The sequence below is a fragment of the Bacillus sp. B4EP4a genome, from assembly GCF_006680105.1.
In the GTDB taxonomy this organism is placed as follows: Bacteria; Bacillota; Bacilli; order Bacillales; family DSM-1321; genus Peribacillus; species Peribacillus simplex_E.
Genome location: NZ_VHIK01000018.1, coordinates 1 through 25756, shown reverse-complemented (window position 1 = coordinate 25756; position 25756 = coordinate 1). Strand labels below are relative to the sequence as shown.

The following is a 25756-nucleotide window of genomic DNA, read 5'->3' as shown; positions in this document are numbered from 1 at the left end:
TTTCATTAAGGATCATATGAATGATTGCTGTTAAACTAGAATGATTGTATGATTCATCTAAAAAGGAGGGAAGCAAGATGCACTATGATGTAATTGTAATTGGAGCTGGTTCCATGGGAATGTCTTCAGGATATTTTCTATCAAAAAAAGGACAAAAAGTATTATTATTGGATTCCTTTGTTCCTCCTCATAATAAAGGCAGCCATCACGGGGAAACAAGAATTATTAGACATGCTTATGGCGAAGGGAGGGAGTATGTTTCTTTGGCACTTAAATCCCAAAAGCTATGGGGGGAGTTGGAAAAAAATACGGGAAAGCAATTGTTTCTTCCAACGGGGGTCCTGAATGCTGGAAGCGAAAATTCCACCTTCATTAAGCAAGTGAAAGCTGGTTCGAAGGAATATGGTTTACCAATGGAAATCTTGGATTCAAATCAAATTCATGATAGATGGCCTGGTATAACACTGCCAGAAGACTTTATTGGGTGCTTTGAATCGACTTCGGGCGTGTTAAATAGTGAAGAGTGCATTAGAGCGTATCAACAACTTGCGAAATCTAATGGTGCCGACATAATTGTAAACAGTGAAGTAAGGAAGATAGTTGTTCATAGTGATGGGGTCACGATTAAAACGGATGAACAGACATTCCACTCAGAATCTTTAGTGGTTACAGTTGGGGCATGGGCTCCAAAAATATTAGCGATGTTAGATTTAAATCTGCCTCTAGAACCTATCAGAAAAACATTTGCATGGTTTCATGCAAATGAAAAATTATATAATCATCATGACTTTCCAGCTTTTACTTTTGATACTTCTATTGGTACATATTATGGCTTTCCAAGTATAAATGGTTCTGGATTGAAAATAGGGAGACATGATGGAGGAAACCGTATAAATCCTGATGGCTGTATTGAAGGGTTTGGTGAATTGGATGATGATGAGGGTGATTTGGTGAAGTTTTTACAGAAATATATGCCTGCTGATCAAAAAATGAAATATGGGAAAACTTGCATCTACACCATGACCCCTGATGAGCATTTTATAGTGGATAAACATCCTTATTATCCACACATTGCTATAGCAGCGGGTTTCTCTGGACACGGTTTTAAATTCAGCAGTGTCATGGGTGAAATTTTGAGTGACTTGATTATCTCCGGTACGAGCAAGGAAGATATATCATTGTTTTCTATTAATCGATTTAATTAAAAATGAGAAGACTTGAAAAAAATATTTCGCCATCGAGATGAAAATATAAAATCACAAGTTTAACTTGAACCTGCATATAGAATGAAAATCAAAGTCGTTGATTCCTTATCATAGGAATCAACGACTTTTTTAGTCAGCAAAAAAAGGTTTTGCACTTGTTTTTGCCGGTCTATTGATATTACATCTATGTATTATTTTTTTACATTAATCTATGTACATAACCTCCTGTTTAATCAAAGATAATAGTAGAAGAAAACATAAATGATATTCAAGATTAATGAAAAAATACAAAAACATATGTTAGGTTAGCTAACAATTGTATTGTCGAAATAAAAAAAACATGCTAGAATAAGAATATTCCGAAATATGAAACGTCAATTCCGAATTTCGGAATTTTATGAAATTTAATGAAAGTGAAATATTTTTATCTACATATTTATAGGTTTTATTGTTCGAAATTTCTGTAAATAGGAGGAGTGTACAATGAATACAGTTGATTTGAATTGTGATTTAGGAGAGAGCTTTGGCACATATCGAATTGGAAATGATGCAGAGATTTTGGATTATGTAACATCTGTCAATGTTGCTTGTGGATTTCATGCTGGCGATCCGACCGTTATGAGAAAAACGGTTCAGCTTGCTTTAGAGAAAGAAGTAAAAATCGGAGCCCACCCAGGTTTCCAGGATTTAATAGGTTTTGGCAGACGCAATATGAATATTTCACCACAGGAAGCTTATGATATTGTTGTCTATCAAATTGGTGCATTAAATGGCTTTTTGCAATCTGAAGGCGGGAATATGCAACATGTTAAACCACATGGTGCTTTGTACAATATGGCGGCAAAGAATAAAGAGTTGTCTCTTGCCATAGCTGAAGCTGTATACAAAATTAATCCTGAGCTCATTTTATTTGGCTTGTCGGGCAGTGAATTAATACGTGCTGGACAGACCATTGGATTACAAACGGCTAGTGAAGTGTTTGCGGATCGGACATATCAACAAGATGGTTCATTGACTTCTCGTATGAAAGCGCATGCAATGATAGAAAATGATGATGATGCTGTTGCACAAGTAATTCGAATGGTTAAAGAAGGAAAGGTTTTATCACAGCAAGGAACTGATGTGGCTTTAAAGGCAGATACAATTTGTATTCATGGGGACGGAGCACATGCTTTAACCTTTGCTCGTCATGTAAAAAAATCCTTAGAAATATCTGAAATTACAGTTAAGTCTATTTCTACATAAAATCACAAACATCTAGGAGGTAGATTTCATTGGAGCCAATCAAAAATACGACAGATCAGAAAAAAAATCATTCTAAGCCAAAAAATAACCGGACATTATTGCTAGGTGCAGCATTTCTTATGGCAACATCAGCCATAGGACCAGGTTTTTTAATGCAGACAACTGTTTATACCCAAAGTCTTGCAGCAAGTTTTGGGTTTGTTATCCTTATTTCAGTTATTCTTGATATTTTTGCACAAACAAATGTATGGCGCATTATTGCTGTATCTGAAAAACGAGGACAAGAGATTGCAAACATGGTTCTTCCAGGACTAGGTTATGTTCTAGCGGCACTCATAGTTATGGGGGGGCTAGCATTTAATATAGGGAACATCGCAGGAGCTGGACTTGGTCTAAATGCGATGATTGGAATTTCCCCAACAACTGGAGCAGCAATTAGTGCAGTTATTGCAGTATTAATATTTGTAGTAAAAGAAGCGGGAAAAGCTATGGACCGCTTTACACAAATCGCAGGCTTTTTTATGATCTGTTTGATGATATATGTTGCATGGACAACTTCTCCTCCAGTTGGAGAAGCAGTAGTGAAGACATTTGCACCTGATAAGATTGATATTATCGCAATCGTTACATTAGTTGGGGGATCTGTGGGTGGCTATATTACATTTGCTGGCGGTCATCGTCTATTGGATGCAGGAGTGAAAGGTGTCGGAGCACTGCCACAAGTAACAAAGAGTTCAGTAATGGGTATTTTAATAACCACAGTTATGCGAGTTGCATTATTTTTAGCAGTTCTAGGTGTTGTATCTAAAGGCTTGCAAATTGATTCAGAAAACCCTGCGGCATCCGTTTTTCAACTTGCTGCTGGAAATGTAGGTTATAAAATGTTTGGTATTGTTATGTGGGCTGCAGCAATCACATCAGTAGTTGGTGCTGCATATACTTCTGTTTCGTTTATCAGAACATTCAGCGAAAAAATAAATAAAAAGGCTAACTGGATTATCATTGGCTTTATAGTCGTATCGACCATTTGCTTTCTATTAATTGGTCAACCGGTTAAAGTACTACTTGTAGTAGGGGCAATTAATGGTCTGATTTTACCAATTGCACTTGGTACACTTTTAATTGCGGCATATAAGAAGAATATTGTGGGTGATTATAAACATCCTTTATGGTTGACGATTTCCGGCGTATTTGTGGTAATCATCATGGCGTTAATGGGCGTATATACATTAATGAAACAACTGCCCGCTCTTTTTTAATGATACATCAATAAAACGGGGTGGAAGTGGCGTGCTAGTTTGTCACTGACTCCCAGTTCTTAATAGGAGATGAATATTAATGATCGATCTTTCTCAAGCTACCCCGGCTGAATTGCGCGCAATGATCCGCAACAATGAATTGATTAAGCCAACTGCTGGCATGGCAAACGGATATGCACAAGCAAACTTGGCCATCTTAAAAAAAGAGCATGCTTTTGATTTTTTATTGTTTTGTCAGCGTAATCCTAAGTCTTGTCCACTTCTAGACGTAACAGAAATTGGTTCTCCTATTCCTAAATTTGCTGCTCAGTCTGGTGATATACGTACAGATATTCCTAAATACCGGATATATAAATACGGTGAATTAATGGAAGAAGTAACGGATATTTCAGATTATTGGGAAGATGATATGGTTGGGTTTTTAATCGGTTGCAGCTTTACATTTGAACATGCCCTTTTAAACAACGATATTTCCATTCGTCATATTGAAGAGAACAGTAATGTACCGATGTATAAAACGAATATTTCATGTGTTGAAGCAGGGATATTTCACGGGAAAATGGTAGCGAGCATGCGTCCGATTCCTCAGAAAGATGTGGTGCGAGCGGCTCAAGTTACATCGCGTTTTCCTGCTGTTCATGGTGGTCCAATCCATATTGGAGATCCGGAGGCGATTGGTGTTTCTAACATACAGCAACCTGATTTTGGTGATGCAGTAACGATTCGTGAAGGAGAAGTGCCGGTCTTCTGGGCTTGTGGAGTAACGCCTCAATCTATCGCAATGGAAACAAAACCGGCGATTATGATTACGCATGCACCAGGACATATGTTTATAACGGATATCCGTGATGAAAAATTAGGCGTTTTATAATATTACTAACAGAAAGAGTTGAGTTCTATGCCGGAAAAGCTTTTGAATAAAACTACATGCATACTGTCTCCCTTAGGCGATTCCGCAATCGTGATTACATTTGGGAATGAAATTAAATACGACATTCACAAAAAAATTAAAATGTTTATGGATTTGCTTGAAGATGAACCTTTTGTTGGATTTATAGAATGTGTGCCGGCTTTTACAAATTTGACAGTTTTTTATGATCCTCTAGTTATCTATAAGAAACAAAAACAAAGCAATAATGATGAATTTATTTCCCCATATGAAGTGGTTCGTTCTATCATGGAAAGGAAACTACAGTGGTTAAAAGAAGATAAAAAGCTGACACACCGAACTGTTTCTATTCCTGTATGTTATGGGGGGGAATATGGCCCGGATTTGGAATATGTAGCTCGTTATAATAATTTAACTACTGATGAAGTCATCCATATTCATTCAAATGGTGAGTACTTAGCCTATATGATTGGATTTGCTCCAGGTTTTCCGTTTCTCGGTGGACTATCAGAAAAAATTGCAACACCTAGACGATCTTCTCCTAGAATGACCATACCAACAGGAGCAGTTGGAATTGCAGGTATGCAAACGGGTGTATATCCAATATCTACGCCTGGAGGGTGGCAATTAATTGGACAAACGCCAACCAAACTATTCTTACCAGATGTTAATCCTCCAAGCCTATTACAAGCAGGAGACATTGTGAAATTCCATCCAATTTCTAATCAAGAGTATAATGAAATTATTCTTAAGGAGGGGTTACAGTGAGCCTGCGTGTAATCAAACCGGGATTATTAACTAGTATTCAGGATCTTGGAAGAAAAGGGTTTCAGCAACATGGAGTGATTGTAAGCGGCGCAATGGATGCATATTCCCTAAGAATTGCCAATATGTTAGTTGGCAATAAAGAAAGTGAAGCGGCCATGGAAATTACGTTAATGGGTCCGACTCTTAAAATAGAAAAAAATTGCTTGATCGCGATAACAGGTGGAAATTTATCACCTACTATTGACAGTCAAGCTGTTCCAATGTGGAAGCCTGTTTATGTAAAAAAAGGCTCTATTCTTCGATTCGCGGGATGTAAATCAGGTTGTAGGACTTATTTGTCTGTAGCGGGAGGATACGCTATTTCTACAGTTATGAATAGTAAAAGTACATATCTAAGAGGGGAAATTGGGGGCTATAAGGGAAGAGCATTAAAAGTAGATGATGTTGTGGATTTTAATGAAACTTCTACGATTCTAGATAACCGGGAGTTTAAAGAAGCGTTTATCGCTCCAAAGTGGTTTGTCAATGAAAAGGAGTTTATGCCAAGTCGCATGCCAGTTATTCGTTTCATAGATGGAAGCCAGTACGATTATTTTACGGACTCTAGTAAAGTTAGTTTTGCAGAGAATTTGTTTAAAGTTTCAAACCAATCTGATCGTATGGGCTATAGAATATCAGGTCCTTTGTTAGAGTTACAGGATAAAAGGGAGCTATTGTCTGAAGCAGTAACTAACGGGTCTGTTCAAGTTCCTCCTGATGGAAACCCTATTATTCTTCTTGCGGATAGCCAAACAACGGGAGGGTATCCTAAGATAGCTCAAGTGATTACTGCAGATTTACCATTAATTGCTCAGGTCAAACCAGGGGAATCTATTCAATTTTCACGAGTAACCTTAAAAGAAGCCGAGCAGCATTTCCTTCAAAAAGAACAACAATTAAAAGATTTAAAGGTTTCGATTTCATTATTTCTAAAAAACAGCATGTAATATAGTTACTTCATCAAGAAGTAACAAAAGGAAGAGAGTACTCTTATTAAAAGGATACTCTCTTCCTTTTGTTAATACATAATAAGTGAAAGATGGAGCCTCTATTTATTTTCTTTATTCAAGGCAGTTTTTCAAATAAATTGTTGCTTTATTTTACCTTAATACTTGATGGCTGATGTGACTCCAACAAGTATTTTCTTTAATGACTGTATCAAGAATTACTTTATCTTGCATTTAAGCTTAGTATTAACCGTTGAATTTCTATGTGGATTTTTATCGCTCCTATCTGATTAAATGTTTCGATCTATCAGAATTCTCTATCCCATTTTACTATGTATGTGCAGTTCTTCTTTCAGTCAATAAAAATCTTGAATACTAATATCTTTTTGTGAGATTATGTCTCAATAATTTAACCTCTATATACTTATTTTCATTAAAAAACATTTGTTTTCGGTAATCGATTTTATCATATGCAAAGACTGCAAAAACAACAAACATCCCTTAATCATACTAACATCTAGAAAAACTTCCATCAGCATTTCCTCCATTGCAAAATAAAATATAAAAACTGGAAAAGAGAAAACTTGAACATTGAAATATAGTACAGGCAGTTCTGCACATCAGAACTGTTTTTTTATTTTAAAAGATAGGGGAATTTTCCCCTTAGGATAGGGAAGTCCCCCGATATAGAACAATCGGGAAAGATCTTACAATTAGAGTATGGTAATTGTTTGTAATAAGGAGGAATAGTAATGCAGGCAAAAGTCGCAGTAAATCAAAAAACAGGCAAATCAATTGATAATGCTTTTGCATCACATTTTGCTAAGTCTATGTTTCTAGCAGTTTGCGGACTTGTATTCTTATCGTTTATTGGTACGAGAATGTTTACACATGTAGATTTAAACCTTTATGGCTATATGATGGGGACGATTATTTTTATTGGGGGGTTCTTTTACAGGTTTATCGCATGGGGAGAAAGGCCGCCAACAAAGGTTTTTATAAAAAAAGGCATCAAACTGATATTTAGAAAATCAACGCCTAAAACATCAGTTGAACATTTAGCAACATACAATTTCATCTGGAATAGGGGAATTTACCGATGGACTCAGCACGTTCTAATCGGATGGGGATGTATCCTTTCCTGCTTCGTGACATTCCCTCTAGTATTTGGATGGATGTACTTTACCATGGACGACAATGGCTACTACAACATCATCGCAATGGGGATCCAGGTAATAACAGTACCAGCTAATGGGATCATTGCGTACATATCATATAACGCTCTGAACATTACTGCTGTAATGGTCATTGCCGGAGTATGCATGGCTCTTTACCGCCGCTTGAAAAATATGCAGGCAAGAGCAGAACAACAATTCATGTATGACTTCCTTCCATTATTCATGCTGTTATTGGTCAGCGTTACAGGATTGGCATTAACGTTCATGAACATCTTTTTGCACGGTGCAGGACAGCCAGCCATGTCCCTGATTCACCAGTGGTCAGTCATTATTACACTGATTTATCTTCCGTTCGGAAAACTTGCTCACATACCTTTCCGCCCACTGAGTGTATTTGCCAGAAACTACAGAGAGCATTATGCGGAACAATCCATGAAAGAATGCAAAGTTTGCGGTAATGAGTTTGTTTCAACAGAACAATCAAAAGATGTCATAGAGGTTCTCGGTAAGAATGAAATAGAATTTCAAACGAAGGATGGCCACCATCTCGCCGAAATGTGCCTACCTTGCCGAAGAAAATACCGGATTGCCCAATTTTCCGGATTTCCTATCCACGAGGTAAAAGTTAAGGAGGCTAACCAGAATGCAAAGGGATAAGTTTTTTAAAGATGCAAAGAATTTGTTACACCCTAATGAAACATTGGTTAAAACGCATTGTGCATATTGTGGAATGCAGTGTGGAATGAATTTAAGGGTAAATAGAGCGACAAATAAAATCATTGGGGTTGAACCACGTTATGACTGGCCCGTAACTGTTGGGAAAATGTGTCCAAAAGGGGTTACAGCTTACCAGCAGACGAACCATGATGATCGCATTTTAACACCGCTTATTCGTGATGATGCATCATTAAAGGGAACAAAGGAAGGCTTCCGAGAAGCCAGCTGGGATGAAGCATATGATTTAATCGCGAAAAAATTCAGTGAGCTTCAAAAAAAATATGGAAAAGATTCATTATCCGTTTTCAGCGGCGTATCAATGACGAATGAAAAATGTTATTTAACAGGGAAATTTGCACGTGTGGCTCTTGGCACGCGCTACATTGACTATAATGGCCGATTCTGCATGTCTAGTGCGGCCGGGGGATTCCTTCGTTCTTTCGGCGTAGATAGAGGTTCAACATTACCCTGGACAGATATTCATGAAACTGATTGCTTATTTCTTGCAGGAAGCAACACAGCAGAATGCCATCCAACTTCTATGTTCAGAGTCTGGAACGTTCAAGAAAGAGGCGGTTACATTATCGTGGCGGATCCCCGCGAAACGCCTGTTGCGAGAAGAGCGGATGTTCATCTTGACTTGAAACCGGGAACGGACCTTGCCCTTGCTAATGGAATCTTAAATGAATTAATTCAAAATGGTTATGCTGATGAAGAATTTATTAATAATCATACAAATGGATTTGAAGAAACAAAAGAGCTTGTAAAAGATTTTACGCCGGAATATACGAGTGAGCTTACAGGTGTTGCACCGGAAAAGATCATTCGCGCAGCAGAGATTTATGGAAGATCACCGAATGCAGTTGTCATGTTTGCCCGTGGAATTGAACAGCAGCATAAGGGCGTTGACAATGTGTCTGGATATACAAACATGGCGCTTGTAACAGGTAAGATTGGCCGTCCGAAGTCTGGTGTAGCAACTTTCACTGGTCAAGGAAACGGACAGGGTGGACGCGAGCATGGTCAGAAAGCGGATTTATTGCCAGGATACCGGAAAATTACGAATCCTGAACATGTGGAAGAAGTTTGTAACGTATGGAATATCACTCCGGAAGAAATGCCTAAGCCTGGTGTTTCGGCTTATGAAATGTTTGAACTGATGGAGCAAAAAACGATTCGCGGATTATATCTGCTATGTTCTAATCCTGCAGTATCTGCGCCTAACCTGAATTTTGTCAGAAGGGCGATGAAAAACCTGGATTTTATGCTGTGTTCGGATTTCTATCTTTCTGAATCAGCAGAGTTTGCGGATGTGATCCTGCCGTCCGTAACGTGGTCAGAAGATGAAGGAACAGTTACAAACCTTGAAGGGCGAATTATTAAGATAAATAAGGCACAAGAACCAATCGGAAAATCTAAGCCCGATTGGCAAATACAAGTAGAGCTTGCAGAACGTCTTGGGAGAGGAAGATATTTTTCCCATTTGAAAACTGCAAAAGATGTGGCAGATGAATTCAGACTGGCCAGTAAAGGCGGAAATGCCGATTATTACGGCGCCACATGGGATAAGATTGACAAACAGGACGGGGTATTTTGGCCTTGTAAGGATGCAAATGACAAGGGAACGCCGCATATGTTCTTGGATAAAAAATTCTATCACGCAGACGGTAAAGCGAAAATTTGTGCACTTCCTTACCGTCCCCCTGCTGAGGAGCCAGATGAAAAATATCCGCTTCGTTTAACAACTGGACGTGTCGTTTACCACTATCTATCAGGGAACCAGACGAGAAGAATTCAGTTCCTTCGTGATATGTGTCCGGAACCTTACGTGGAAGTACATCCGGATACAGCAAAAAAATACAATATGGACCATGAGGATAAGGTCCGCCTGTATACCCGAAGAGGTGAGGCAATCTATAAAGTGAAAATTACAGAAGCAATTCGTGAAGACACTGTATTTGTTCCATACCACTTTGGGCACGAGCAATCTATCAATCTATTAACCATTGCAGCGCTTGATCCAATGTCCCGTATGCCGGAATTTAAGGTCTGTGCAGCCCAAATGGAAAAAGTCGAAATAAAGAAGGTGCAATAAATGAAAAAGAGGCTCTACTTAGAACTTGAAAACTGCATAGGATGCAGGTCTTGTCTAGCGGCTTGTACACAATGCGGAGGGCATGAAGAGCGGAACAGAAACTATGTATATGATGTAAACCCTCTGGTCAATCGGCAAACGATGCCTCTTATGTGCCTTCATTGCGTAAATCCTGCCTGTGCAAGGAGTTGTCCGGCCCAGGCAATCCAAATCCATGAGACAGGGGCCGTGTTATCAGCACTCGTTGAAAAATGTATCGGCTGCCAAAATTGTACGATTGCTTGCCCATATGGAATACCGAAATTTGACACTGAACAAAACTTAATGTACAAATGCGATTTATGTATCGACCGGACAAAAGACAGTATCCCGCCAATGTGTGCAAGTGTTTGCCCATCCAATACACTTCAATGGTTGACAGATGAAGAAATTGAAAATAAGAGAAAACAATTTAATCTAGATAATGGAAAATGGGTGACTAGCCTTCCTTATCTTGAAAGTGAAACGAACGTTAAGGTAAATCTCCCAGGTATTTTACAGGGGATAACTAAGCTATATTAGGAGGGATTAAGATGCCGTCAGATAAAAATAATAAAATTCCCTTTAATGAAGATAATTACACTCATAATATTGAACGGAATAATGAAAGAAAGCTTGACAGACGTGGGTTCATGAAAACATTGGTGGGTGCTGCTGGCGTATTCGCCATTTCCTCCCTCCCTTGGGGGGCGGTAGCGGCTAAAGAATTGATGGGGCTTGGGGAGAAGGAGTATCCTCACAAAAAAATCACAGATGTAAGCAAACTTGCAATTGGTGACGCAAAGAATTTTAAATTTCCAGGTGATCATGATGATGCCATTTTGATCAGATTGTCAGAAAAGAAATACGTAGCATACCAAAATGCATGCACACATCTTCGCTGCCCAGTTTTCTGGGTGAAGGAAGAGGGCGAGATGATCTGCCCTTGCCATCATGGGAAATTTGATGTTGAAACAGGTGTTCCATCTGCAGGGCCGCCAAGAAGGCCGCTGCCTCAGATTCAGGTGAAAGTGGAAAATGGGGCGGTATACGCAGTAAGGGTGAAGCGTTATGAAGTTTAAGTTTATCGGTGTCGCGTTGCATTGTGCCTTCTTGATGATGAATATTGTATTTACCCAATTCATGGTTCACCAATTTTATTATGAAAATTATGTAAATGTTTTAATATTTGGGGGATTAAACATAGTGGTGTTTCCCTTAGCGTTATTTACTTATAAAAAAACGAAAAACGAAAAGGCGTGAATCAAATGAACAGTGAAACATACTTTGATTTTTGTTTTGTAAAAGAAGCATCTGGAAATTTTGCTGCTGAAATCGATAAGCTCCTTTCAGACCTTTTTAAAGATGTCCGTCTTAACTGGTATTTAGATGAAAAGTCAATAGATGGGGCCGATATTGTAGTTGCCGAAGTAAAGGGAATGAGCAATTGGGAGTCTGTAGTGGAAACAATTGAATTTATCGAGAATCATGCAGAAGATACATTCTGGGAATATTTGCAGGGTTTTCAAATGAATGTTTACACGGCAAAGAGAGGATGCAATACCTGTGGAACACATTAAAATAGAAGATATACAACCATTAATATCGGAAAAAGCTAGAGTGGCAATCTTGGATGATGTTGGGCAGGATAAAGCTCCTTTCGTTTCTAAAACGATTGTAAAGGTGGAGCTTTGTCCTGATATAACACATCTGCGTATTTACTTTGACGACATTAATTTTTTCGCTGTCCCGTTGATATCCAATGTGACTAAAAATGAAAATGAGTGGTCAGCTTTTGACGAAAATGCGAGATTACAATATGTAATTAGAAGAGAGAGTGGTCAGGATGTTTAGAAAAATTCAGCTTCCATTACAAACCTTAAACCTCGTTGTAGGATTTATGGTGTGGGTATTAATTTCGTCCCTGCTGCCTTTTATTAAAGAAGATATCGCAATACCGGATGGTCAGCTTGCACTGGTAACAGCTGTTCCAGTTATTTTAGGATCTATTCTTCGCATTCCCCTTGGCTTTTACGCCAATCAGTTCGGGGCCAGGAAAATTTTCCTGATTAGCTTTATATCGCTGTTATTCCCTGTTTATTATATCAGTATTGCGGATTCTCTTGCTGATTTGTTGATTGGAGGGCTATTTCTTGGTATTGGGGGAGCCGTATTCTCTGTTGGAGTAACCTCTTTACCGAAGTACTATCCTAAGGAACGCCATGGCTTTATAAACGGAATTTACGGTGCAGGAAACCTCGGAACGGCTATATCAGCATTTGCAGCACCTGTTGTAGCTACGAAGTTTGGCTGGTCAACAACCGTACAGCTTTATCTTGTGATTTTGGTAGTATTTATCGCAGGTAACTTCCTATTAGGGGATAAAAAGGAACTGAGAGTAAAGACACCGCTTTTAGAACAAATTAAGGGTGTCTACAAAAATGAAAAACTATGGCTGCTAAGCTTATTTTACTTTATAACATTCGGTTCTTTTGTTGCATTTACTATTTATCTGCCAAACTTTCTTGTAGCGAACTTTGGATTGGATAAAGTTGACGCCGGTTTGAGGACAGCAGGCTTTATTGTTCTTGCTACCCTAATGAGACCAATTGGCGGATGGCTTGCAGATCGCTTTCATTCCCTCATTCTGCTCATGTTCGTTTTCGGAGTGTATACGGTTTCAGCGATGATTTTATCCTTTGCTCCATCGATTGGCTGGTACACTTTTGGTTGTTTGAGTATTGCCCTCTGTGCGGGAATGGGAAATGGTGTCATTTTTAAACTGGTGCCCATGTATTTCCAAAAGCAGGCTGGTATTGTGAATGGTATTGTTTCCGCAATGGGCGGTTTGGGAGGTTTTTTTCCGCCATTAATTTTATCCTTGTTATTCAATATCACAGGACATTATGCAATCGGGTTCATGGCATTGTCAGAAGTTGCCCTTGCAAGTTTGATTTTAGTTGTCTGGATGTATTTCCAAGGCAAAATGGGGCTTGCCAAAGAAGTGATTGATCATACAATAGAAGGGATTCTTATTACCGATACCACCGGCAAGATCATTTCAGTAAACCCTTCGTTTTGCAGTATTACGGGTTATCAGGAAAATGAAGTAATAGGGAAGAACCCTAGTATACTTAAGTCAGGCAGACAGCCTCAAACTTTTTATGAGGATTTGTGGAAATCCATTGAGATAAACGGGTTCTGGCAAGGTGAAATCTGGAATAACCGAAAGGATGGACAGCAATATCTACAATGGCTGACCATTAGTTCGATAAAGAATGATGCGGGGGATGTCGTTCAATATGCAGGAATGTTTAGTGACATTTCAAGTCATAAAGTGAAAAAAGCATAAAAAACTATGGGCAGTAAATCATTGAATTCCCAGTCTTGAAGCGGAGTTTTCTACGTACAAGAAGTACTAGTGCTTACTTTCCCACTGGACAAAAAAATCTACGTCAGCTTTTACATCGCTCGACCGAAAGCGTAACTTTTGGGAGGGCATGGCGTATTTAGTCGGGCTGACCGTTAATTTGCGAAAAACGAGTAAGGAGGGTGGGAATGAATACTCAGCCACTCAAAAAAAACATTAGTTCTTATATTATTCAAACTCATGAAGAAGAGATTAAACGAATTGCCATGGAGCTTCATGAAGGTGTGGGACAGTCCCTCTACAGCATTTTTACAGGTATGCAGCTCATTGAAAAGACAATCGAACAGCCTGCCATGAAAAGCTATGCAGGTGATATGAATCAGTTATTGGAAAAGGCAATTCAAGAAATCAGGCTTTTGGCTGTAGAATTGCATCCTCCTACCCTTACAACTCTTGGGCTTATTTCAGCTATAAAAAGCTACTTAAAATTATACACTTCAACCTACGGCCTTGAGGTTGAGCTGGAGAACCATGGTATTGAATCGGAAATCACTGATAGAGAAAGCATTACACTTTTCAGGGTCTGCCAAGAAGCATTGGTGAATATAGCAAGGTATGCAGACACAACGAAGGCATGTATGATATTTAAATGGGAAAAAAGCAGGTTATTGATTTTGATTAAAGATTCAGGGAAAGGGTTTGAGGTTGAGGCCGCTATGAATAAGTTGAGCGGGCTTGCTGCCATGTGTGAAAGAATGCATTTGATCGGCGGAAATTGTACCATTGTTTCGAAAATAGATGACGGGACATCTATAGAGATTTCTCTGCCATTATATTAAAATGCTAAACAAGGGGTTTGCGAATTTTGCAATCCCCATTGTTGTTTCATATTCATTAATAACGATAGAAATACGAACAAAGCTAAGGGGGAGCCGCTTTGATAAAAATTTTGCTTTGCGATGATCACGCCGTTGTAAGAATGGGCTTAAAGATGCTATTAAACAATCATGCGGATATGGAAGTGATAGGGGAAGCTTCAGAGGGGAACGAGGGAATACAGCGAGCACTAGAGCTTCAGCCTAATGTGGTAGTCATGGATTTAAGCATGCCTCATGGGAAAGATGGCTTATCGGCGACTTCCGAACTAAAAAAACTAATGCCTGAGGTAGCCATATTAATACTTACCATGCATGATGATGATGAATATTTGTTCAGAACTATTCAAGCGGGTGCTTCAGGCTGTATTTTAAAAAGTGCACCACATGAAGAATTATTGGTAGCCATCCGATCTTTAGCGAACGGAAATGCGTACCTTCATCCATCTGCAACAAAAAGGGTAATGGAAGAATACTTAGGCAGTGTGAAGCAGGGGGCAGCTGATTCTTTCAATCTGTTGTCTGACCGGGAAAAAGAGGTACTGACCTTGATAGCGAAAGGGTTTTCAAACAAAGAGATTGCCGGACAGCTTGTCATAAGCGTGAAAACTGTTGAAAGCCATAAAGGAAACCTAATGGAAAAGCTCAAAATGAAAACAAGGCATGAACTTGTTGCATTCGCTTTAAAAAAGGGGTTATTAGGGTATGGAATTTAGCGGGGGCAGTAAATCGAAAGAGGAACAACCGTTTAAAGAAGCGTGTGAACATGCATTAGAAGAAATGAACTGTGACTTTGTAGGCCTTGCCTTACAAAACAGTAAAGGTCCTGACATAAGCTGGCATTATGCCGCCGGAAACAGAAATGATAAATACAAAAGGATAACTGTTCGATATGGAAAAGGAATAGCAGGTAAGGTCATATCAACGGGGAGGCCGATGAAAATCGAGGGTTTTCCAAATAATATTCACGGCAAAGCCTTAGAGTATCCCATCATGCTTGCGGAAAATCTCAATTGCGCTTTCGCAGTTCCCATTCATTTTAAAGGTGTTCCTAAAGGGGTATTATTAGTAGGTAAACGAACAGATCAGCCTATTTCTGAAAGTGATCAGCATACGATCCTTGATGCAGCGAAAAAATTGGAAAAGGAAATGAACAGCTCGATTTAACATGGCAACAAGGAGGATTATGTATGGACTTGAATAAACATTTGGAAATGAAAAAAGGGATTTCTCCTGGATCTAGCGATGCGACAATCCTTGTCAATGAATCAGGAGTCATCTCTTTTGCAGATCAACAAGTATATGAAAACTTTGGTTATGAACATCATGAATTGAATGGGGAAAAGCTCCTGAATCTTATACCAGGGGTAAACCTTCAGTCAAGTGGGGAAGGGGAAATTATCCACCATTTTGGAATTCACCGGGATGGTCATGCTTTTTCGCTTTTTTTCAGGGTGAACTCCTTTCAGCTTGCGAAAGAGCTCTATTATTTAATCGTGGTCCATAAAGTGAAAGACCAATCACGGATTAACCAGCAGCAAACCTATCCGATAAATGAGCTGGTTGATTTAATTTACGCACTTGATGAATCAACGATTGTTGCATTTACCGATGAAAAAGGCAAGATAATATACTTGAATAAGAAATTTTGTGAGGTATCCAAGTATTCAGCAGCAGAGCTCATTGGGAAGGACCACCGAATTATCAATTCAGGTTTTCATTCAAAGGGATTTATGCAAAATCTTTGGCGAACAATTTCATCAGGAAGTGTATGGCGGGGTGAAATTAAGAACAAAGCGAAGGATGGAACCTATTATTGGGTGGATACCACAATTGTCCCTTTCTTAAATGAAGACGGGAACCCTTATAAATACTTGGCAATCCGGAAGGAAATAACCGAATATAAACGAGTTTTAGAGGAATTAGGAAAATCCGTTAATAAAATGGCCGATTTTCAATTTGCTTTGGATTCTTCCTCAATTGTGGCAATAACCGATCAAAGAGGGACGATCAAATATGTCAATGATCAATTTTGCCGGATCTCAAAGTTTTCAAAAGAAGAGCTGATCGGACAGGATCATCGAATTATTAACTCGGGCTTTCATTCGAGAGAGTTTTTCAACAATCTTTGGAAAACAATATCAGCAGGGGAAGTATGGAAAGGCGAGATTAAAAATAAGTCCAAAGATAGTACTTATTATTGGGTGGATACGACAATCGTTCCATTTCTTGATGAGTTCAATAAACCTTACCAATATTTGGCGATTCGTCATGAAGTGACCCAGCGTAAGCTTGCGGAAGAAGAGATTCAGAAAATTACCGGGAAAATCATTGATGTGCAGGAAGAAGAAAGAAAACGCATTTCCCGAGAGCTTCATGATGATATCGGTCAAAACTTATACAGCCACCTCATAACGATTAACAGACTGCAGACAGAAATGGATCATCCCCTGTTAGATCAGATGCAGGATGAAACGACCGAGATAATCGAAGCACTCCGGCATCTATCCTGGGAATTAAGGCCATCCGTACTTGATGATCTTGGTCTGTTCCCTGCGATTCGCTCTTTATTGGTGCAATTTTCAGAGCATCATCATATCAAGGTCCATTTTGACTGCTATTTGAATTACCGTCTGAATACAAACAAAGAAATTACCATTTACCGTATTATTCAAGAAGCATTAACAAATATTCGGAAATATGCTCATACCGAAGATGCTACAGTGACGATCCGGGAAATAGAGGAAGAAGTTCATGTGGAAATAGAGGATAAAGGAAAGGGCTTTAATATAGAAAAAGTTACCCGTGGAGTAGGCTTATTCAGTATGGAGGAAAGAGCCAGAGCTTCCGGCGGAAACCTTATCCTTCATTCTGGTGAAGGGAAAGGGACAAAAGTAATATTGAGAATGCCTTTGTAGTGAATGGGTTTTCGTAATGTTCAAGATACTTAATCTTCTGGCTTCAGCATTTCCCATTAATGCTCTTACTATGAACTTGCAGGATGTTAAAATGATTCGATCACAATGAAAATAAAGCTGGAAAAGCAAACGAGAATACAGTCAGAGAGTTAACGAAAAAACAATGAATACGGTTATATTGATTACATCCTTTCCTCCATGTTTTATAATAGAATGATAGTTAAGGAAAACATGTATCATGAAAGGAGACAATGTATGCAGGCACATAACAAGACCGTCGTGAAATCCATGCAAATCCTAACCCTTTTCATAAATCATCCGAAACTGACTTTTAATGAAATGATGGAACTTTCCAATTTGCCGAAAACGTCGTTACACCGTATGGCTGGATCATTGGAGGAAATGGGGTTTTTAACAAAGGACGATGATGGCCATTATTCACTTGGACTGATATTCCTGCAGTTTGGCCAACTGGTAGGGGAGCGTTTGGATATCAGGTCAATCGCCTATCCCATCATGAAAGACCTTCGGGATGATGTTGAAGAAGCAGTGAATTTAATTGTGAGGGATAAGGATGAAGCGATGTATATTGAAAAGGTGGATACCCTGCATCCTGTTCGCCTTTATACATCCATTGGTAGACGTTCGCCATTGTACGCTGGCGATTCTCGAATCATCCTAGCGTATTTGCCGGAAGAAGAGCGGGAAAATTATTTGGGAAGCGTTCAATTAAAACCAATCGCCATTGGAACGATAACGGATAAAACTAAACTCCGTCATGCTTTGAATGAAGCGAGATTGGATGGTTACACGATAACTTCATCAGAACTTGAGGATTATACAAAAGCGGTGAGTGCACCGATACTCAATGGTAAAGGTCAAATAGTGGCTGGTATTAGTGTGGCTGGGATTGAAGCAAGATTTCAGGAAGAGCGCTTGCCTGAATTGATTGACAAAGTAACGAAAGCCGCCAAGGCCATTTCCGTGAAACTGGGTTCTCAAACACATTAATAATGAAAATGGAAAAATGATGTCATTTTCGGAATATATATTCCTGAAATAAGATAATGTACATAAGATAGTGGATTCTATATGTAGGAAGCTGAGCCACCGCTTATGGTGGTTTTTTGTCATATTGGCATGCAAAACTATCTGGCCAGGACGAAAAAGGTGAACCATTCGGGGTTCACCTTTTCTAATATAATAAGACTTATACGCAAGATTGTTGGTTAGCCATTAAATATGCACAAAGTCAGATTGATTTATATTTCTCGGCACCCCGATGTCAGCCATTGTAAGTAAACCTGGTTTACGGAGGGCATCGATTTGCTTAGCGGTATTGATAATCATCGCAGCGGTTGCGGTATCTCCAAAAATTCCGTTGGGAACAATCAACCTTTGGGTTTCGTTCCCATCAATAACGATTTCATCTTCTTGTTTAATACCTGCAGACATCGTTAAATCCAAGGAAATTACCTTTCCGTCCACTGTCTTGCCCGTGGAGATTTGATGAAGCCCATTAACATCCCCTGGTTTTATAGTAGTTAGCGGAACGGTCATATTTTCGATTGCAATCGTTGGTTCAATGGTATTGATAACACTTGAAAGTTCCCAATTCAGCCCATAAGCGATTAACCTAACAGACTCCTCAAGACCCACATGCCCAATTTTATTCCGTTCAGCTAAAAATTCAAACTCTTCTCTAGTCATCCCGATTCCGACCTTTTTTTGTAAGGGGAGGCGCCTTTTCGAAACATCAACTTTACGATTGACCTTGATTTGGTTAACCGTGGTCAATACTGTTGTAAAAGAAATGGCCATAGTGTCCATGATGTAACCTGGATTGATTCCGGTCCCAATGACACTAAGCCCTTTTGCTTTGGCATAATCATCTATTTCCTTTGAAAGTTGAGGGTAGCGATGCCAAGGGAAAGAAAGCTGTTCACAAGTGGAAACCACTGAAAAGCCGTGATCTAGAAGCTCTTTGATCTGGGGCCAAACTTGTTGTGCGTTGGAACCGGTTGCATGTAATGCGATAGGGTAGTCTGCTTCAGTATTTACATCCTGTATATGGGAGACTACAAACTTGTTCGTTTCCTTTTCATTGATTAGTAAGCCAATATCCTTTCCTGCCTTTTCGGGATCAATATCGACAACACCGATAATCGATTTAGGATTCGTTTGATAAGCACTGCGTAGAATTTCAATTCCGATGGGACCCAGCCCGAATACTGCGAATTCAGAAAATTGCATAGTCATTCATCTCTCATCCTTTCAAATAACTTATAACAAAATGCTAACATTGAGTGATAAATAATAAAAATAGTTAATTTTTATATATTTATAAAGAATCGTTATAAAAGGAAATACGGCAATGTATGAGGTGATATATTGGAGAATCATACTTCAACTTTGGGGTCACCCATCGCAGGTGTTGTGGAATTGCGGTTGACGAAACATATGCTTTATTCACCTCAAGCGGCAGCATATATTGGGGTGTTGGACAGGAATCCAAGGTTATCTCCTTTGGAGAAACCGCCATACTGTTCCCGGTTAAAACCTTTTACTTGAACGGACACTAGACTAAGTAGATCTTCAGTCCGCAGCATCCCCGGATTTTGGACATGATGGACATTTTCTCGCTTCGGTTAATGAAGTGTCAAAAAAATTATTGAGTTGCATTACCTAAGGCTCGATTAAGGTGTTGTTTCGGCTTGTTTCATCGAAACAACACCTTATTTAGTTTTGTATATAAAACTACTTTTTCTGTTGAAAAAATATTAATCTGAATATTATTGACTATTAAGAAAATTCAATATAACATTAAATATCGGTAACATTGTTTTTTATATGAAACAGAAGTTGCTGCTATTTTTTGAAAGGGGGAGTTGGTGAAGTTTGATGGAATGATAGTCATTTTCTTTATTGAAAATCATGAAAGCGCATTCAAATGAGCCTATAATAAGGGGGAAATAACATGTTACAAGGTCAAAAAAGATGGTTGTACATTGCGATTCCTATTTTTTTCTTCTGGTTTTTCGGCCAGATTGATAAAGTAGGTATCTCTGTTATCCAAACCGATCCGGGATTTTTAAGTGATCTTGGTTTAACTGGCCCGGATAAAAATGCAAAAATTGGCTTGATCTCCTTTATATTCATGATTTCATACTCCTGTTCCAACATTTTTTGGGGAGTTATTATCGACAAGTTAGGGGCACGGAAAACAGCAGTTTTAGGTTTACTGGTATGGACAGCGACAATGGTCATGGGAGGGCTGTCCACTTCATACGAAATGTTTTTAATTAGTAGAGTCATCCTCGGAATTGGGGAAGGTATGATGATCCCGATATCGGGTAAATTCATTTCGAATTGGTTTAATAAACGAGAGCTTGGCAGGGCACAGTCATTCTGGATTACTGGAAACTACCTTGGCCCGGCAGTGGGTACCGTTATGCTCATTCTAATTATTTCAACGTTTCATTGGCAGGCCGCGTTCTTTGCTCTCGCCGCCTTTAACTTGTTTATAAATATTCCAATGTTCCTGTTTTTGACTCGTAATACGCCAGAAGAACATCCACGCATGAGTAAAGAAGAAGTCTCCTATATTCGCCAAAAAGACGAAGCGGATGATGTTCAGTCGAAGCAATTCTTCGCAAAGGATTATCGTTATTGGGTTGTTTGGTTCGGCAATTTGATGTCGTCCTTTCTTTTCTTTGGAATCAGTATTTGGCTGCCTACATATCTCGTTGAAGCCAAAGGCTTTGAAAGGGAAGCAATGACTGGCATTACTTCATTATCGTGGCTATTCGCGCTTGGATTTGTCCTGGCTGGCGGATTTCTGGCGGACAAAACGAAGCGCCCGAGTTTGCTTGCGACCATTCTGTTCATACTAACAGCTGTATTTTTGACAATCGCTGTCATTACACCGAATCCTATTTTTGCCGGCGTTTCCATGGGGCTCGCAATGGGAACTCAGGGTGGAATGTTTCATCTAACCAATTTCTTCATCATCAAATTTTCAACACCTGAAACAGCGGGCCGCGCAGCCGGTTTAATGGGATTCACAAATATTATGGGTGGATTTTCAAGCTATATTATGGGGTGGAGTCGCGATTTGTCCGGCGGTGATTTTGGTCCCTCGATTGCCATGCTGATCGTAGCAGCCACTCTTGGGTTTGTTGCGTACTTGTTTATGATTAAACAAGAAGTTGCCGAATATCACCTAAGTAATACGACAGGAAACAAACTAACTTTATAGAGAGCAAAAAGTTAATATAATACGTTTTTTAGTAGGGTTTCTCAGTAAGAAGGGGCGCTGGATTCTTACTGAGAAACCACAATAAAATCTTGAATACTCATTGACAAGTACATAGGAGTAAGGATAACCACAGATTGATAGAAAACAAGTAATGTTTTCCCGAACGATGGCTTCAGTTTTTTTACAGCTTACATTGACAATAAAGCGATTACATTTTAGAATTGTTTATATAAAAAACACTGTTTTGTATACTAAACAAAATATGATCATTATTAAAAAATATGTGCTCGCTTACAAGACCTTATACTTGAATGGATCTTTGGATAACCATTCATCACGGTTGAAAGATAACAGAAGGGGTGGAGACAATGGGCATGGCCTTAAAAGATAAAGTCGTATTGATTACAGGGGGAGCTTCTGGAATAGGAGAGGCTGTCACACGCCGTTTTATACAAGAAGGAGCAAAAGTGAGTATTATCGGCCGCTCTATAGACACGTTGGCGAAAATGAAAGAAGAATTTGGTGAAAATATCCTTACTTATCAGGGAGATGTAAGCAAATACGAAGACAATGAGCAAGCGGTCCAAGCTACTGTTGAGCAATTCGGAAAGTTAGATGTTTTCGTTGCGAATGCCGGCGTGTTCGATGGATTTGCCAAATTTGCCGATGTGACTCCTGAGGCGCTTTCCGAAGCGTATGATTTCCTTCTCAATATTAACGTAAAAGGCTCTTTTTTCGGGGCTAAAGCCGCTCTTGAAGAACTGAAAAAAACAAATGGCAATATTATTTTTACCGTGTCCGGTGCAAGTTTTTATCCAGATGGCGGCGGTGTATGGTACACAGCGAGCAAACACGCCCAAATTGGATTGATGCGCCAGCTTGCGTTCGAACTATCTCCTTCCATCCGGGTGAATGCGGTAGCCCCAGGTGGGACATTGACAGCACTCACGGTGATTCCACCGCTGCGTCCATTTGTGAAAATCGTCGATAATGATACGAAAGCAAGCAGCATTAAAAAACGGAATATTCTTCAACTTGCCCAGATGCCGGAAGATCACGTTGCGGCGTATGTGCTGTTAGCTTCTGACGAATCACGTGCGATCACCGGTGAAATCATTTCAAGCGACGGCGGATTGTCAGTGCGAGGACTTGGCTAAGCTGGCACAGTTTTTGAATACTGTTTTAGTTAAGTTGAAAGACGGGAACGGAAGTCGATTTTCCTGCTTATCTTCAAGAAAAAGGAAGCACTTTTTTTATCAGATCAAAACGAAAGCTATTTCCAGGCGAAATATTATTTTAGTAAATCATTTGCTATTTTAAGGTAATATATTTCAAGTTATTACAGCTTTCCTAAACTGTATTGTTCAAAGTTATGCCCGAAAAAATAAGGGGGACTGATATTATGCCATACGTAAAAGTAGAAGATTTAAGTATACATTATGAATTAGAAGGTAATGGAGAACCTTTAGTATTATTACATGGTATGAGCAATAATTCACAGTCATGGAAGGAACAGATCCAGGAATTAAAGGAGCATTATACAGTAATTGCATGGGATGCCCCGGGTTATGGGAAAAGTTCAGATCCAGCTGAAGAATTTAGAAATTTTAAAGAGTTTGCGCGTATTCTGAACGGCATGATGGATCAGCTAAAGTTGGAAAAAATCCATCTGCTCGGCCATTCAATGGGAGCGGCAATTGCGATAGAGTACTGTTGCCTGTACCCTGAAAAGATTAATAAACTAATATTAGCCGATTCGACAAGAGGGGCTGCTGCTCTAACCCCAGAAGAGAACGAGATGAAATTGAAAAATCGATTATTTTCAATTGAAAACCTTTCTACAGAGGAGATAGCGGAAAAGAGGATACAAGCACTGCTATCCCCCCATGCTTCAGAAAAAGTCCATACACGAGTAAAAGAGATTATGACACAGATAAGACCAGCAGGGTATCGTTCGGTAGCATATTCACTTTATCATCTAAATCAAATGAAATCGTTATCTCATATAGATGTTCCTGTTCTTGTAATTTGTGGTGAGTTGGATACTGTAACTCCTATAAAGGAGTCGGAAGCAATTCATGAAGAGTTAATAGACTCCCGGATAGTGATAATTCCAGAAGGCGGTCATCTGTGTTACCAGGAAAATCCTGAAAAGTTTAATTCAAGCATTTTGGGATTTTTGAACGATATTGAGTAGGGTAAAAACGAATTCGATTGCTTAAGGCTTCTATATATGCCTTAGTAAAAAACAGGGTTTAGATTATAGAGAGGAATGGATAGTAAAAATGGCTAATTATACAATCGTGGATAAAGAAACTTGTATTGCTTGCGGAGCTTGTGGTGCTTCAGCTCCGGATATTTATGATTACGATGAAGAAGGTATTGCGTTTGTTATATTGGATAATAATGTTGGGGCAACGATTATACCAGAAGAACTCGAGGAAGATATGATAGATGCTTCAGAAGGATGTCCAACCGATTCTATAAAAGTGGCTCAAGTATCCTTTGATGGTAACCCTAATAAATTTGAATAATATTTATAGATATAATCAATGAGGGCGTTTGTACTGATTATAGATTTATAGATTTTAAAACTAGGGAAATTGACGTCACTAGTTTGTCTTTTGAAAGGGTGGGTATTTTCCAATGTTATCCATAATTATTATAAGGTGAAAAGAAAGAATTACTTGTGGAAACATTACAAGTCAATCCCTTACAACCTGTAAATCACGTTCAGTATGAACAACCAACCTAGAAAAACAAGGAGTGATTACATTGACAGAAGATAAGAAGGTATATGACATAACAATTATTGGCGGCGGCCCAGTTGGCTTGTTTACGGCGTTCTATGGCGGAATGAGGCAAGCAAAGGTAAAAATCCTTGAAAGTCTTCCTCAATTGGGAGGACAGCTCTCGGCTCTTTATCCCGAAAAATTCATTTATGATATAGCTGGATTTCCAAAAGTAAGGGCACAGGAATTGATAGAGAATTTAAAAGAACAAATGAAAGTATTCGAACCAACAATTTGTCTTGAAGAAGCAGTTGAACAGATGGAAAAGCAAGAAGACGGAACATTTAAGATCACCACAAACCTTGATACTCATTTTTCTAAATCAGTTATCATTACTGCTGGAAATGGAGCCTTTCAACCCCGTAAACTGGAATTGGAAGATTCAGCACAGTTCGAAAATAAGAATTTGCATTATTTCGTGAATGATATGAACCGATTTAAAGGAAGAAAAGTGGCGATTCTAGGCGGTGGGGATTCTGCTGTTGATTGGGCCCTTATGTTAGAGCCGATTGCAGAAAAGGTAACATTGATACACAGAAGAGATAAATTCCGTGCCCATGAACATAGTGTAGAAAAATTAGTGAATTCCTCTGTTGAGGTCAAAACACCTTATATTCCCTCCGAACTGGTTGGAGCAGATCAAATTACTCAAATTGTTTTAGAACATACTAAGACTCAACAAAAAGAAGTGGTTGACGTAGATGATTTAATTATTAATTACGGCTTTGTCTCTTCTCTTGGAGCGATTAAAGAATGGGGTTTAAACATCAATAAAAATGCAATTATCGTTAATTCCAAACAAGAAACAAACATTTCAGGCATTTACGCGGCCGGGGATATTTGTACGTATGATGGAAAGGTTAAATTAATTGCTTCCGGATTTGGTGAAGGCCCTACGGCAGTTAATAATGCCAAAGCCTATATTGATCCCATGGCGAAAGTTCAGCCGTTGCATAGTACTTCCTTATTCGGTTGATATATTTGGCAATAAGACTATTCTAAAGAAATGCACGTAGCGAGACGCCAAAATAAAGAGTGATGGATAGGGGTCTCGATAGTCCTGATTTTTAATGGAGATGAAACTTAAAGTAGATATCGAGGCTTTACAGGTTTTGTTGCCTAATGAACTCCCTCAGTTTAATAGATAATGCTCACGAATACTCGCTTATTCGCAGGATTTCAA

26 protein-coding genes are annotated in these 25756 nt (G+C 39.1%); 25 read left to right on the top strand and 1 reads right to left on the bottom strand.

Features of this window, described 5'->3' with window-relative positions; all coding sequences use genetic code 11:
• Positions 1-77: 77 nt before the first annotated feature.
• The 19 genes from solA to FNK51_RS10305 all read left to right on the top strand — a co-directional run bounded on the left by solA (position 78) and on the right by FNK51_RS10305 (position 18534).
• On the top strand, positions 78-1205 hold the full coding sequence (gene solA, locus FNK51_RS10395) for an N-methyl-L-tryptophan oxidase (RefSeq protein WP_141993270.1): 1128 nt from the start codon (positions 78-80) through the stop codon (positions 1203-1205).
• Between the two features lie 483 nt (positions 1206-1688).
• The gene (gene pxpA, locus FNK51_RS10390; protein ID WP_141993269.1) at positions 1689-2450 is read left to right on the top strand and encodes a 5-oxoprolinase subunit PxpA; all 762 of its coding nucleotides are present in this window, start codon (positions 1689-1691) and stop codon (positions 2448-2450) included.
• Positions 2451-2569: 119 nt separating this feature from the next.
• The gene (locus tag FNK51_RS10385) at positions 2570-3709 is read left to right on the top strand and encodes an NRAMP family divalent metal transporter (RefSeq protein ID WP_094246674.1); all 1140 of its coding nucleotides are present in this window, start codon (positions 2570-2572) and stop codon (positions 3707-3709) included.
• A gap of 79 nt (positions 3710-3788) precedes the next feature.
• On the top strand, positions 3789-4580 hold the full coding sequence (locus tag FNK51_RS10380; RefSeq protein WP_063233464.1) for a putative hydro-lyase: 792 nt from the start codon (positions 3789-3791) through the stop codon (positions 4578-4580).
• A gap of 27 nt (positions 4581-4607) precedes the next feature.
• Positions 4608-5366, top strand: coding sequence for a 5-oxoprolinase subunit PxpB (gene pxpB / locus FNK51_RS10375; RefSeq protein WP_063233465.1), 759 nt, complete (start codon positions 4608-4610; stop codon positions 5364-5366).
• Positions 5363-6352: a 5-oxoprolinase subunit C family protein gene (locus FNK51_RS10370; protein ID WP_098371808.1), complete on the top strand. Its 990-nt coding sequence runs from the start codon at positions 5363-5365 to the stop codon at positions 6350-6352. Before pxpB ends, FNK51_RS10370 begins: the two co-directional genes overlap by 4 nt.
• A 752-nt stretch (positions 6353-7104) precedes the next feature.
• Positions 7105-8187 carry a hypothetical protein gene (locus FNK51_RS10365; protein WP_141993268.1) on the top strand — a complete coding sequence of 361 codons (1083 nt, stop codon included), beginning with the start codon at positions 7105-7107 and terminating at the stop codon, positions 8185-8187.
• A complete protein-coding gene (locus tag FNK51_RS10360; protein WP_141993267.1) occupies positions 8174-10342 on the top strand; it encodes a molybdopterin oxidoreductase family protein in 2169 nt (722 codons plus the stop codon). The genes FNK51_RS10365 and FNK51_RS10360 overlap by 14 nt, the downstream gene beginning before the upstream one ends.
• Complete coding sequence (locus FNK51_RS10355) at positions 10343-10903, top strand: 4Fe-4S dicluster domain-containing protein (protein WP_061462858.1); 561 nt, start codon at positions 10343-10345, stop codon at positions 10901-10903.
• 11 nt (positions 10904-10914) lie between these two features.
• Complete coding sequence (locus tag FNK51_RS10350) at positions 10915-11442, top strand: QcrA and Rieske domain-containing protein (RefSeq protein WP_141993266.1); 528 nt, start codon at positions 10915-10917, stop codon at positions 11440-11442.
• Complete coding sequence (locus FNK51_RS10345; protein ID WP_141993265.1) at positions 11432-11623, top strand: hypothetical protein; 192 nt, start codon at positions 11432-11434, stop codon at positions 11621-11623. The genes FNK51_RS10350 and FNK51_RS10345 overlap by 11 nt, the downstream gene beginning before the upstream one ends.
• A 5-nt stretch (positions 11624-11628) precedes the next feature.
• Positions 11629-11940, top strand: a complete 312-nt coding sequence (locus FNK51_RS10340) for a hypothetical protein (protein ID WP_063233471.1) — start codon at positions 11629-11631, stop codon at positions 11938-11940.
• A complete protein-coding gene (locus tag FNK51_RS10335; protein WP_141993264.1) occupies positions 11927-12214 on the top strand; it encodes a hypothetical protein in 288 nt (95 codons plus the stop codon). Before FNK51_RS10340 ends, FNK51_RS10335 begins: the two co-directional genes overlap by 14 nt.
• The gene (locus FNK51_RS10330) at positions 12207-13712 is read left to right on the top strand and encodes a nitrate/nitrite transporter (RefSeq protein WP_141993263.1); all 1506 of its coding nucleotides are present in this window, start codon (positions 12207-12209) and stop codon (positions 13710-13712) included. The genes FNK51_RS10335 and FNK51_RS10330 overlap by 8 nt, the downstream gene beginning before the upstream one ends.
• A gap of 206 nt (positions 13713-13918) precedes the next feature.
• Entirely contained in the window at positions 13919-14569 is a 651-nt protein-coding gene (locus FNK51_RS10325; protein WP_141993262.1) for a sensor histidine kinase, read from the top strand.
• Between the two features lie 98 nt (positions 14570-14667).
• Positions 14668-15321 carry a response regulator transcription factor gene (locus tag FNK51_RS10320; protein WP_098371816.1) on the top strand — a complete coding sequence of 218 codons (654 nt, stop codon included), beginning with the start codon at positions 14668-14670 and terminating at the stop codon, positions 15319-15321.
• Complete coding sequence (locus tag FNK51_RS10315; RefSeq protein WP_141993261.1) at positions 15311-15772, top strand: GAF domain-containing protein; 462 nt, start codon at positions 15311-15313, stop codon at positions 15770-15772. The genes FNK51_RS10320 and FNK51_RS10315 overlap by 11 nt, the downstream gene beginning before the upstream one ends.
• 23 nt (positions 15773-15795) lie before the next feature.
• A complete protein-coding gene (locus FNK51_RS10310) occupies positions 15796-17523 on the top strand; it encodes a sensor histidine kinase (RefSeq protein WP_141993260.1) in 1728 nt (575 codons plus the stop codon).
• 255 nt (positions 17524-17778) lie between these two features.
• Positions 17779-18534 carry an IclR family transcriptional regulator gene (locus tag FNK51_RS10305; RefSeq protein WP_141993259.1) on the top strand — a complete coding sequence of 252 codons (756 nt, stop codon included), beginning with the start codon at positions 17779-17781 and terminating at the stop codon, positions 18532-18534.
• 225 nt (positions 18535-18759) lie between these two features.
• Here FNK51_RS10305 and FNK51_RS10300 read toward each other — a convergent pair whose 3' ends face one another.
• Complete coding sequence (locus FNK51_RS10300) at positions 18760-19782, bottom strand: NAD(P)H-dependent amine dehydrogenase family protein (protein ID WP_141993258.1); 1023 nt, start codon at positions 19780-19782, stop codon at positions 18760-18762.
• A gap of 132 nt (positions 19783-19914) precedes the next feature.
• Here FNK51_RS10300 and FNK51_RS10295 point away from each other — a divergent pair, with 132 nt between their 5' ends.
• From FNK51_RS10295 to FNK51_RS10270, 6 genes are all read left to right on the top strand, one after another.
• On the top strand, positions 19915-20094 hold the full coding sequence (locus FNK51_RS10295) for a hypothetical protein (protein ID WP_098371821.1): 180 nt from the start codon (positions 19915-19917) through the stop codon (positions 20092-20094).
• Positions 20095-20500: 406 nt separating this feature from the next.
• Entirely contained in the window at positions 20501-21781 is a 1281-nt protein-coding gene (locus FNK51_RS10290; RefSeq protein ID WP_141993257.1) for an MFS transporter, read from the top strand.
• 368 nt (positions 21782-22149) lie between these two features.
• Positions 22150-22938 carry an SDR family NAD(P)-dependent oxidoreductase gene (locus FNK51_RS10285; protein ID WP_260286232.1) on the top strand — a complete coding sequence of 263 codons (789 nt, stop codon included), beginning with the start codon at positions 22150-22152 and terminating at the stop codon, positions 22936-22938.
• A 245-nt stretch (positions 22939-23183) separates the two neighbouring features.
• Entirely contained in the window at positions 23184-23978 is a 795-nt protein-coding gene (locus FNK51_RS10280; RefSeq protein ID WP_141993256.1) for an alpha/beta fold hydrolase, read from the top strand.
• 88 nt (positions 23979-24066) lie between these two features.
• Positions 24067-24315, top strand: coding sequence for a ferredoxin (locus FNK51_RS10275; RefSeq protein ID WP_141993255.1), 249 nt, complete (start codon positions 24067-24069; stop codon positions 24313-24315).
• A gap of 241 nt (positions 24316-24556) precedes the next feature.
• The gene (locus FNK51_RS10270) at positions 24557-25549 is read left to right on the top strand and encodes an NAD(P)/FAD-dependent oxidoreductase (RefSeq protein WP_141993254.1); all 993 of its coding nucleotides are present in this window, start codon (positions 24557-24559) and stop codon (positions 25547-25549) included.
• Positions 25550-25756 lie beyond the last annotated feature (207 nt).

Coding starts and splice junctions, on each gene's coding strand:
- FNK51_RS10345 (WP_141993265.1), top strand. CDS start 11,432: ATGAAGTTTAAGTTTATCGGTGTCGCGTTGCATTGTGCCTTCTTGATG.
- FNK51_RS10310 (WP_141993260.1), top strand. CDS start 15,796: ATGGACTTGAATAAACATTTGGAAATGAAAAAAGGGATTTCTCCTGGA.
- FNK51_RS10290 (WP_141993257.1), top strand. CDS start 20,501: ATGTTACAAGGTCAAAAAAGATGGTTGTACATTGCGATTCCTATTTTT.
- FNK51_RS10275 (WP_141993255.1), top strand. CDS start 24,067: ATGGCTAATTATACAATCGTGGATAAAGAAACTTGTATTGCTTGCGGA.
- FNK51_RS10300 (WP_141993258.1), bottom strand. CDS start 19,782: ATGACTATGCAATTTTCTGAATTCGCAGTATTCGGGCTGGGTCCCATC.
- FNK51_RS10280 (WP_141993256.1), top strand. CDS start 23,184: ATGCCATACGTAAAAGTAGAAGATTTAAGTATACATTATGAATTAGAA.
- solA (WP_141993270.1), top strand. CDS start 78: ATGCACTATGATGTAATTGTAATTGGAGCTGGTTCCATGGGAATGTCT.
- FNK51_RS10285 (WP_260286232.1), top strand. CDS start 22,150: ATGGGCATGGCCTTAAAAGATAAAGTCGTATTGATTACAGGGGGAGCT.
- FNK51_RS10340 (WP_063233471.1), top strand. CDS start 11,629: ATGAACAGTGAAACATACTTTGATTTTTGTTTTGTAAAAGAAGCATCT.
- FNK51_RS10325 (WP_141993262.1), top strand. CDS start 13,919: ATGAATACTCAGCCACTCAAAAAAAACATTAGTTCTTATATTATTCAA.
- FNK51_RS10330 (WP_141993263.1), top strand. CDS start 12,207: ATGTTTAGAAAAATTCAGCTTCCATTACAAACCTTAAACCTCGTTGTA.
- FNK51_RS10380 (WP_063233464.1), top strand. CDS start 3,789: ATGATCGATCTTTCTCAAGCTACCCCGGCTGAATTGCGCGCAATGATC.
- FNK51_RS10365 (WP_141993268.1), top strand. CDS start 7,105: ATGCAGGCAAAAGTCGCAGTAAATCAAAAAACAGGCAAATCAATTGAT.
- FNK51_RS10355 (WP_061462858.1), top strand. CDS start 10,343: ATGAAAAAGAGGCTCTACTTAGAACTTGAAAACTGCATAGGATGCAGG.
- FNK51_RS10350 (WP_141993266.1), top strand. CDS start 10,915: ATGCCGTCAGATAAAAATAATAAAATTCCCTTTAATGAAGATAATTAC.
- pxpA (WP_141993269.1), top strand. CDS start 1,689: ATGAATACAGTTGATTTGAATTGTGATTTAGGAGAGAGCTTTGGCACA.
- FNK51_RS10360 (WP_141993267.1), top strand. CDS start 8,174: ATGCAAAGGGATAAGTTTTTTAAAGATGCAAAGAATTTGTTACACCCT.
- FNK51_RS10305 (WP_141993259.1), top strand. CDS start 17,779: ATGCAGGCACATAACAAGACCGTCGTGAAATCCATGCAAATCCTAACC.
- FNK51_RS10385 (WP_094246674.1), top strand. CDS start 2,570: ATGGCAACATCAGCCATAGGACCAGGTTTTTTAATGCAGACAACTGTT.
- pxpB (WP_063233465.1), top strand. CDS start 4,608: ATGCCGGAAAAGCTTTTGAATAAAACTACATGCATACTGTCTCCCTTA.
- FNK51_RS10315 (WP_141993261.1), top strand. CDS start 15,311: ATGGAATTTAGCGGGGGCAGTAAATCGAAAGAGGAACAACCGTTTAAA.